4 protein-coding genes are annotated in these 4468 nt (G+C 73.3%); 2 read left to right on the forward strand and 2 right to left on the reverse strand.

The features are described 5' to 3' along the window. Window positions 1–21: 21 nt before the first annotated feature. Together ACFTZL_RS41535 and ACFTZL_RS41540 are read right to left on the reverse strand one after the other, a co-directional pair. Window positions 22–924 (reverse strand): tRNA (adenine-N1)-methyltransferase, encoded by a 903-nt coding sequence (locus tag ACFTZL_RS41535; protein ID WP_382594774.1) that lies wholly within the window; start codon window positions 922–924, stop codon window positions 22–24. Between the two features lie 40 nt (window positions 925–964). After that, the gene (locus tag ACFTZL_RS41540) at window positions 965–2581 is read right to left on the reverse strand and encodes a site-2 protease family protein (RefSeq protein ID WP_382594777.1); all 1617 of its coding nucleotides are present in this window, start codon (window positions 2579–2581) and stop codon (window positions 965–967) included. 198 nt (window positions 2582–2779) lie between these two features. Here ACFTZL_RS41540 and ACFTZL_RS41545 point away from each other — a divergent pair, with 198 nt between their 5' ends. Both ACFTZL_RS41545 and ACFTZL_RS41550 read left to right on the forward strand, forming a co-directional pair. Beyond that, a complete protein-coding gene (locus ACFTZL_RS41545; protein WP_382594780.1) occupies window positions 2780–3766 on the forward strand; it encodes a RecB family exonuclease in 987 nt (328 codons plus the stop codon). A 15-nt stretch (window positions 3767–3781) separates the two neighbouring features. Then, a complete protein-coding gene (locus tag ACFTZL_RS41550; RefSeq protein WP_382594783.1) occupies window positions 3782–4453 on the forward strand; it encodes a response regulator in 672 nt (223 codons plus the stop codon). Window positions 4454–4468: the final 15 nt, after the last annotated feature.

A 4468-nucleotide genomic window follows, 5' to 3' on the forward strand; every position in this document is an offset into this window, starting at 1 on the left:
GTGGGCGGCAGCGGGGTCGCCTCAGCGGCCGGTGCCGCCGTCGGCGTTGGGGCCGGAGTAGTCCTCGCCGTAGGCGCCCTTGGCGGGGCGGCGACGGCGCATGGGCGGCTCGACGCCGTCGGCGAGGCGGCGGGCGGTGAGCAGGAAGCCGGTGTGGCCGATCATCCGGTGGTCCGGGCGGACGGCCAGGCCCTCGATGTGCCAGTTGCGGATCATCGACTCCCAGGCGCTCGGCTCGTTGAAGCAGCCGATCTCGCGGATGGACTCGACGGTCCGGGCGAGCTGGGTGGTGGTCGCCACGTAGCAGCACAGGATGCCGCCGGGGACGAGCGCCTTGGAGACGGCCTCCAGGCACTCCCAGGGGGCGAGCATGTCGAGGATGACGCGGTCCACGTCGGCGTCGGACAGGTTGTCCTGGAGGTCACCGACGGTGAGCTGCCAGGCGGGGTGCGGGCCGCCGAAGTAGCGCTCGACGTTCGCCTGGGCGATCTCGGCGAAGTCCGCGCGGCGCTCGTAGCTGTGCAGCATGCCGTGGTCGCCGATGGCGCGCAGCAGGAAGCTGCTCAGCGAGCCGGAGCCCACGCCGGCCTCGACGACGCGTGCGCCGGGGAAGATGTCGGCGAAGGCGAGGATCTGCCCCGCGTCCTTCGGGTAGACGACGGCTGCCCCGCGGGGCATGGAGAGGACGTAGTCGGGGAGCAGGGGGCGCAGCGCGAGGTAGGCGACGTTACCGGTGGTGCGGACAACGCTGCCCTCGGGAGCGCCGATCAGTTCGTCGTGGGGGAAGGAACCCTTGTGGGTGTGGAAGTTCTTCCCGGCCTCGAGCGTGAACGTGTAGTGGCGGCCCTTGGGGTCGGTCAGCTGTACCTGGTCCCCGACCTTGAAGGGCCCGCGCCTGCGGGCGGCACCGGTCGGTTCGGACATGTGAACAGCCTACCGGTCCCCGGAGGGGGCGCCGACCACTTCAGCTGGGCCTTGCCATGGCCTTCACGAAGGCCCGCTCCACATCGGCCGCCGACAGGACGCCGTAGATCTCACCGGTCTCCTCGACGACGAGGTACTCGGTGGCGGGCGTCGCCCTGAGGGCGTCGAGCAGCTCCTCCCCCGACAGTTCCGCCGAGACGCGCATGCCGTCGGTGAGGTCCTGGGCGAGGCCGCTGACCGCGACCCAGGGGCGGCGGTGTTCGGGTACGCCGACGATCGCGGCCTCGCGGACCAGGGAGAGGGGTTTGCCGTCGGCGTCGACGACGACCAGGGCGCGGGCTCCGGCGGTGTTGGCGCGGCGCAGTGCCTCCGAGAGCGGGGTGTGGGTCTCGACGGGGACCGCGCGGCGGGTGAGCGCACGGGCGCGCAGCTCGGGGAGGTGCTCGCGCAGCCGGGCCATGCGCAGGCTGTTGCCGGCGCCGGTCCAGATGATCGCGGCGAGGATGGCGGCGAGCAGGGCGTCCAGGACGGTGTCCATGCCGACGTTGTCGACGGCGTCGGAGCCGAGGGCGCCGGACTGGGTCAGCAGGGGCAGGCCGATGAGGACGGAGACGGCGAGGGCGCGGCCGACCCAGGCGGCGGCGACGGTGCCGGTCATCGGCCTGCCGGTGATCTTCCAGACGACGGCGCGGAGCATGCGGCCGCCGTCGAGGGGCAGACCGGGCAGGAGGTTGAACGCGGCCACGATGAGGTTGGAGATCATCAGGCCGGCCAGCAGGACGCCCGGGACGGTGCCGGGGTCCACGGTCTGCATGGCGAGGTAGAAGACGCCCGCGAGCACGAGCGAGAGCAGGGGCCCGACGAAGGCGAGCACGAACTCGCGGCCGGGGGTCTCGGCCTCCTTCTCGATCTCGGAGACGCCGCCGAAGAACTGGAGCTGGATGCGGCGGACCGGGAGCTTGAAGCGGAGGGCGGCGACGGTGTGGGCGAGTTCGTGGACGAGCACGGAGGCGTAGAAGGCGACCGCGAAGAACAGGGAGACCAGGTACCGGGCGGCGCCGAGCTCGGGCAGCACGCGCTCCAGCTGCCCGCCGAACACCCAGGTGATCAGCGCGGCGACGAGGAACCAGCTCGGCGCGACGTACACGGGCACCCCGAAGGGCCGTCCCATGAGCAGGCCGCCCCGGGGCTCCGGACGCTGGGGGGCGGGTCCCTTGCCGTCGGCGGAGTGGGCGAGGGGGCGGTCGCCGGTGCCGGGCGCGGCGGGCTCGGTACGGCTGTTCGAGTCAGGGGTGGAGGGCTGCGGCGGGGGGTCCGGGGCGCCGGGGTCCGGGGAGGGGGCCGCACCAGCGTTCCGGCCGGTCGCGGAGTCGTCCGTCGGGCCGGGCTTCCGCAACGACGGACGGTCTCCTTCGGCCGCGCCGGAGTCCTGGTCCGCGGCGGAGTCGTCCTCGGGCCCGTCCGGCCCGGCCGGCGGCGTCGGCGTGGGGCCTGCCGCCGGGGCGTCGTCGTGCTTCTCGGGGGTGAAGCGCCCTCCGTCCGTGGACTGTTCGTCGGCGGGGGTCGGGTCGGTGGCCCGGGCCGGAGCCCCTGCGTGGCGCTCGGCCGACTCGTCGTTGCCGGACCGCGGCTGCCCGCGCCCGCCGCTCTCGTCCACCGGTGTCCCCTCGTTCGCAGCGTCTCCCGCGCCTGCCGGCCGGGAGGGTCTCGAGTCGATGGTATGCGTCCGTCGAGGTGCGTTCCGCCCCGGCACCCCTGTGTTTCCCGTCCCTCCCCTCCCTTCCCGGCTCCCGGCGTCGCACACGGCCCGACCGCGGCTGGGTCACTGTCAGTGGCGGGCCGTATGGTCTGGGGCATGGAGACGAGCACCGAGGGCGCGGCGCAGCCCGACAGCAGCCCTGCCGCGGCGGTGGATCCGCCGGTCCCGGCCGGGTCCGTGGAAGCGGTCATCGAGACGGCGGTGGAGACGGCGGCCGTGCCCGCCCCCACGGCCATACCGCCCTCGTCGCTGTCCCCCTCGCGTGCGAGTGACTTCATGCAGTGCCCGCTGCTCTACCGCTTCCGAGTCATCGACCGGCTGCCGGAGAAGCCCAGCGAAGCGGCGACCAGGGGCACGCTGGTGCACGCGGTCCTGGAGCGGCTCTTCGACGCCCCGGCGGCCGAGCGCACGGCGCCCCGGGCGAAGTCGCTGATCCCGGGCCAGTGGGACCGGCTGCGCGAGTCGCGGCCGGAGGTCGTGGAGCTGTTCGCGGACGATCCGCAGGGCGAGCGGCTGGCGCGCTGGCTGGGCGAGGCGGAGCAGCTCGTCGAGCGCTGGTTCTCCCTGGAGGACCCCAGCCGGCTGGAGCCGGCCGAGCGGGAGCTGTTCGTCGAGACCGAGCTGGACTCCGGGCTGCGGCTGCGCGGGATCATCGACCGGGTCGACGTGGCCCCCACGGGCGAGGTCCGGATCGTCGACTACAAGACGGGGAAGGCCCCCAGGCCCGAGTACTCCGAGGGCGCCCTGTTCCAGATGAAGTTCTACGCCCTCGTGGTCTGGCGGCTGAAGAACGTGGTGCCGCGGCGGCTCCAGCTCGTCTATCTGGGCAGCGGTCAGGTGCTGACGTACGACCCGGTCCTCGCCGACCTGGAGCGGGTCGAGCGCAAGCTGCTGGCGCTGTGGGAGGCGATCCGGCAGGCGACGGAGACGGGCGACTGGCGGCCGCGCCCCACGAAGCTGTGCGGCTGGTGCGACCACCAGGCGCACTGCCCGGAGTTCGGCGGCACTCCCCCGCCCTACCCGTTGCCGGTGAGGGCGGCGGAGTCCGGCGGGCCCGCGCAGGGCAGAATGGGGCCGGACTAGGCGAAGGAGACTTACGTGGCCATCCGCGTCCTACTGGTCGATGACCAGCCGCTGCTCCGCACGGGCTTCCGGATGATTCTGGAGGCCGAGCAGGACATCGCGGTCGTCGGCGAGGCCGGAGACGGCCTCCAGGCGCTCGACCAAGTGCGGGCCCTGCAGCCCGACGTGGTCCTGATGGACATCCGCATGCCGCGGATGGACGGTGTGGAGGCGACCCGGCAGATCACGGGCCCCGAGCGGGACGGCCCGGCGAAGGTGCTGGTGCTGACCACTTTCGACCTCGACGAGTACGTGGTGGAGGCACTGCGCGCCGGTGCCAGCGGCTTCCTGCTGAAGGACGCCCCGGCCATCGAGCTGGTGCAGGCGATCCGGGTCGTGGCCGCGGGCGAGGCGATGCTCGCGCCGAGCATCACGCGCCGGCTGCTCGACAAGTACGCCACGCATCTGCCCTCCGGTGACGAGCCGGTGCCGGACACGCTGCACACGCTCACCGACCGCGAGGTCGAGGTGCTGAAGCTGGTGGCGCGCGGACTGTCCAACGCCGAGATCGCCGCCGACCTGTTCGTCAGCGAGACCACCGTCAAGACGCACGTCGGGCACGTGCTGACCAAGCTGGGCCTGCGCGACCGGGTGCAGGCCGCGGTGTACGCGTACGAGAGCGGGCTGGTGCGCCCCGGCGCGCAGTAGGCAGCCGAGCAGCGG

The sequence above is a fragment of the Streptomyces sp. NPDC056948 genome (assembly GCF_042674225.1).
Classification (GTDB): Bacteria; Actinomycetota; Actinomycetes; order Streptomycetales; family Streptomycetaceae; genus Streptomyces; species Streptomyces purpurascens.